Origin of the sequence: Alteromonas sp. CNT1-28, assembly GCF_022348345.1 — a bacterium.
In the GTDB taxonomy this organism is placed as follows: domain Bacteria; phylum Pseudomonadota; class Gammaproteobacteria; order Enterobacterales; family Alteromonadaceae; genus Alteromonas; species Alteromonas macleodii.
The window spans coordinates 1-4453 of record NZ_JAKREZ010000070.1; the positions used below are offsets into that span (position 1 = coordinate 1).

Annotated in this window: 4 protein-coding genes; 3 read left to right on the forward strand and 1 reads right to left on the reverse strand. The window is 43.5% G+C overall.

Translation table 11 applies throughout. The features are described 5' to 3' along the window. Nucleotides 1–143: 143 nt before the first annotated feature. The gene (locus tag MHN02_RS21125; RefSeq protein WP_239247927.1) at nt 144–593 is read right to left on the reverse strand and encodes an effector binding domain-containing protein; all 450 of its coding nucleotides are present in this window, start codon (nt 591–593) and stop codon (nt 144–146) included. 186 nt (nt 594–779) lie between these two features. Here MHN02_RS21125 and MHN02_RS21130 point away from each other — a divergent pair, with 186 nt between their 5' ends. The 3 genes from MHN02_RS21130 to MHN02_RS21140 all read left to right on the forward strand — a co-directional run bounded on the left by MHN02_RS21130 (nt 780) and on the right by MHN02_RS21140 (nt 4115). After that, complete coding sequence (locus tag MHN02_RS21130) at nt 780–1676, forward strand: class I SAM-dependent methyltransferase (protein ID WP_239247928.1); 897 nt, start codon at nt 780–782, stop codon at nt 1674–1676. An 8-nt stretch (nt 1677–1684) separates the two neighbouring features. Next, the gene (locus tag MHN02_RS21135) at nt 1685–3034 is read left to right on the forward strand and encodes an MBL fold metallo-hydrolase (RefSeq protein ID WP_101564897.1); all 1350 of its coding nucleotides are present in this window, start codon (nt 1685–1687) and stop codon (nt 3032–3034) included. 196 nt (nt 3035–3230) lie between these two features. Continuing rightward, nucleotides 3231–4115 (forward strand): DMT family transporter, encoded by an 885-nt coding sequence (locus MHN02_RS21140; RefSeq protein ID WP_171338728.1) that lies wholly within the window; start codon nt 3231–3233, stop codon nt 4113–4115. Nucleotides 4116–4453 lie beyond the last annotated feature (338 nt).

A 4453-nucleotide genomic window follows, 5' to 3' on the forward strand; every position in this document is an offset into this window, starting at 1 on the left:
AAAACAAAAACGCCTTATTAAAAAATATCGCGATCGCAGCCTTCGGCTGCTAGAAAAAATAAACCCCTCCGAAAAAAGAGGGGTTTATCATCAATCTGCGGCGCTTATTAGCGCCGTTTTTTTATTATAAAGTTAACATGACGTCATTTTATTGCTATATAAACGTCTATATGGTTGCCACTCACATAGTGCTCGAAGTCTATTGAAAACGTCCTTTCATACTCGGCACCTCCTTCTGTGAAATAGCGCCAAATATCGCTCCATGCATCAATGGCAATTTGCGGCATTTCACCTTGTCGCGAAAAAACGAGATACTTTCCTGCGGGAATAGTGATGTGCTCAACCTTTAAATGTTCGGGCACTGAGTCACCGTCAAACCCAGCCAACACGGAAAAGTCACCGGAATGATCGGATTCGTAGTTGAAATACACGCCATACACTCGCTCGCCGCCTTTATAGTCAACAGCTATCGAATTATCAAACCTTTGCCAAAGTGTGGGTATCTTTCCCTGTGGTGAGAATTCAGTGTGATTATTGGTAATCACCGAAAAGCCTTTAATATCTATCGGTGAAGTTAGGTTTCTTACATCCATAAAAACGTCCTAATTGTTAAGCATACAGAAAGTTAGTCTAAGCAAACGGTTTCAGACAAACCATGTTCCAGCAGAGTGACTTTAACACCTTACCTTAAGTTTCACTCTTAATGGTACGTTTCTTGATTCAGTTTTTGATAAAATGAAAAACGCCTCTCAAAATAAAGAACAAAATTAGGACACACCATGGCACATTCAGGAAACGTCGTTATTTCAGGTGATGGTTACGATGTTATTGACTGCGAAACGTGCGGATTCAAACATGTTACGCCACTTCCAGACAAGCTCGAAAATGAGACTCTTTATCGTGACAGCCATTATGATGACGGCGAACGAGATAGGCTAAATTACTATGAGCGAGACCGCGATTGGTGGCTCATGAGCTATCGCGACGTGCTTAACGAAATAGCTCAATTTATCTCGCCTAGTGATGATAATACTCTGGTTGATATTGGCTGCGGTGCAGGCCTTTTTTTGGAAGCAGCCAAAGAGGAAGGGTGGAATACAGTTGGTGTCGAAATAAGTACAATAGCGGCAAACCATTGCCGTGATAAAGGCTTAGATATCATTAATAGCAGCTTCGATGCTGACCTAACCAGCCTTCCAAAAAACATCAAAGTGGTTCACATGCGCAATATTCTAGAACATGTTCCCGACCCATTCTCTCTTATCAATGTGGCTTTCGACAAACTTGCCAGTGGTGGTGTTTTAGTTGTGGGTGTCCCTAATGACTTCAACCCTCTGCAAGAAGGCTTAAGAAAAACACAAGACTACAAACCTTGGTGGGTTGCTGTCCCACACCACCTTAATTACTTTGATTTTGACTCGCTAGAAGCACTCGTTTCAAAATGTGGATTTAATCCTTTAAGCCGTTTTTCCAGCTTCCCGCTAGACCTGTTTCTAGCAATGGGCGACAACTACATTGAAACTCCAAACGTGGGCCGAGAATGTCACCTGAAACGTGTCAACTTTGAATGGTTCATGGAAAATGCGGGGTTAAGCCACTTACGACAAGATATTTATCGCGCTTTTTCTAACCTAAACTTAGGAAGAGAAGCCATTGTTATCGCGCGAAAGCCTTAGGATTGTTAATGAAAATTGAATATATAACGAATGCGAGTTTTTTGTTTACTTTCAGTGACGGAACAACGGTTTTAACCGATCCTTGGTATGAAGACGGCATTTACCATGGCCTTCTTTTCAATTACCCTCCTATGCATGAAAAGCAGCGCACACGCTATCTAAATTTAAAGCCCGACTATTTATATATTAGTCACATTCACGGTGACCACTTTAATCCTTTTACGCTATCTCATTTTGATAAAGACATCCCAATATTGATCGGTAAATTTCCGACCCCTGCCCTTCGCTTAGCTTTACAGCAATTAGGGTTTACGAATATTACGGAATGTACCTTTGACAAACCTTGGGAACTTGGCGAGCACAGTATAACCATTATAAAAGAGTTTTCAGGGTCTTCTGACGATATCGTGAATGAAACAAACATACCTGTTGATTCGTCGATATATCTTGAAGATGGAAACGGGTACAAGGTATTTTTTGCTGTAGACAACCCGATGCAAATTAGGCACGCAGAGCAAATTAAGGCGACCTTCGGTAAGCTTGATGCTGCAATTCTTGCTTACAGTGGCGCAAGTATTTACCCCTTTGTTTTTTCTCATTATAGCGATGATGAGAAACACACTCGCGTAGCACAGTTAAAAGCCTCTCGATTACAGAAGTTTTGCCAACTTGCGGAAATTATTGATGCAGATTTCAATATTCCAGCAGCTGGATCTTTTGTGATAGCAGGAACAGGTTATCAATACGCGCAGTATCAACATCAAGCATGCCCTGAGGAAATAGAATCGGCCTGGCGTAATCACAATCTTAACGAGAATAAGCTGGTCATGTTATCGACCGGTGACGCTCTGGACTTAGCTTCCCGTTCGACAGAGCACTCGCCTCTCGCGCTAGATAGGAATTTTACTCAGCAAGACAGAATAAACTACGCTGAGTCTCTAGCTGATTTTCCTTGCGAGCTTCACAGAATAACTTGGCCTGACGGGCTTATGATGCCAATCAATAGCTTAATTTTTAAGGCCAGAGCAAACGTATGGAGCGCGCAAGAAAGGTTATCTACATTCCCAGATACTGATGTGGTTTTACACATTAAGCCGGTAGAGCAACTGCAAGCTGGCTTGCAATGCCCAATCTACGCCAAGATAGACATGAAAAATGAACGCGTTCAAATAAATACATTGTTTGAGCCTACTGAAGATAAACCTTATATCAAGTTTACAATGACTACCCAGGTGCTTATAGCGCTTCTTCTAGGCGGTACATTTTGGAACGTAGCTGAGTACCACATGACAATTGAACGCGTTCCTGATCAATTCGATCCTACTCTACGAAGCTTGATGTCGTATTTTAAACTGTAGTGCGCTGAGTCATTTTGCTCATTTGGCCATCATAAATCGCACGCGTTTGCAGCGGGTAGCATAGACGATGTTCGCGACCGCTGCCATAGCGTTTTGGTTATTAGACTTTAATTTTCAATACTTTCCCTTATCAACGAGCATTTCAGTTTTAGAACAAATATAATCCGGTTTTGTCTCATCCAGGTTGCAATATATTGTGAATCAACGTTTTTTACTTGCCATAGTCGCAGTGCTTCTGGCGATGGTAACCATACAGTCTGGTGCATCGTTTGCGAAACAACTCTTTCCTATAGTTGGCCCTGAAGGCACCAGTGCTCTTCGTGCGTTTTTCGCCGCGTTGGTGTTAACAATAATTTTTAGGCCTTGGAGAGCGCGCTTAAGCGCAAAAGGATGGCGTAACGTTATTTTCTACGGCGCTTGCTTAGGCGCAATGAATATCATCTTCTATCTTGCGATTGAGCGTATTCCCCTTGGCATAGGTGTTGCGCTTGAGTTCACCGGACCATTGGCTGTGGCATTTTTTAGTGCCAGAAAAAAGAGAGACTTTGCTTGGGCTATTTTAGCCGTTGCAGGCGTTTGTTTGCTGCTTCCCGATATTGGCGGCGCGTCGGCCGAGAGCTTAGATCCCGTCGGCGTTATTCTTGCCCTTACAGCCGGAGCGTTTTGGGCCGGTTACATCGTATTTGGAAACAAAACAGGCAACGAAGGTTCTGGCGGTGTTACGGTAACATTAGGCATGCTAGTGGCCGCTATCTGTGTAGTGCCTATTGGCGTTGCAAGTCAAGGTATCGCCTTACTCTCGCCACAGGCTATTTTCATCGGGTTCGCTGTAGGCGTATTCTCGTCGGCTATCCCGTATACGTTAGAAATGAGTGCGATGCGCAATATGCCTAAGCAAACCTTCAGCATTATGATGAGTGTTGAGCCTGCCGTTGCAGCCATAGCGGCGTTCATCATTATTGATGAAACCCTCACGCTTTCACAATGGTTTGCAGTGGCTTTAGTCGTTATTGCTACCGCCGGGAGTTCAGCTACGCAAAAACAACTACCCAAACAAAAACAAATTGAAACCCTTTCCTAGGGCCTGTTGACCTTTGGTGTACGAATTTTGGTCTAAATGGAAGCCTTTTAATCGCGAAACAGCCCTGCAAGCCTAGCGAGCTAAGTTAAAGGACTGTGACAAAGAGTAAAAGGCTTCCATAACGACCCCTTCGGGCAGCGCCTTTGTGCCATCTATACTGCGTTGAATGTTTTCGATTTAGAACCACTAAACCGTCAAACATCCGCCTTGTCTAGATGGCACACAGACCGCTGCAAAAATGTACAACAAAGGTCAACGATGGAATGGTCTCCCCCCTCAAACGGCATCGCAATGTGCCAAACTTGGAATTGAACAATCAAGTTAACAAGGTGAGGAGA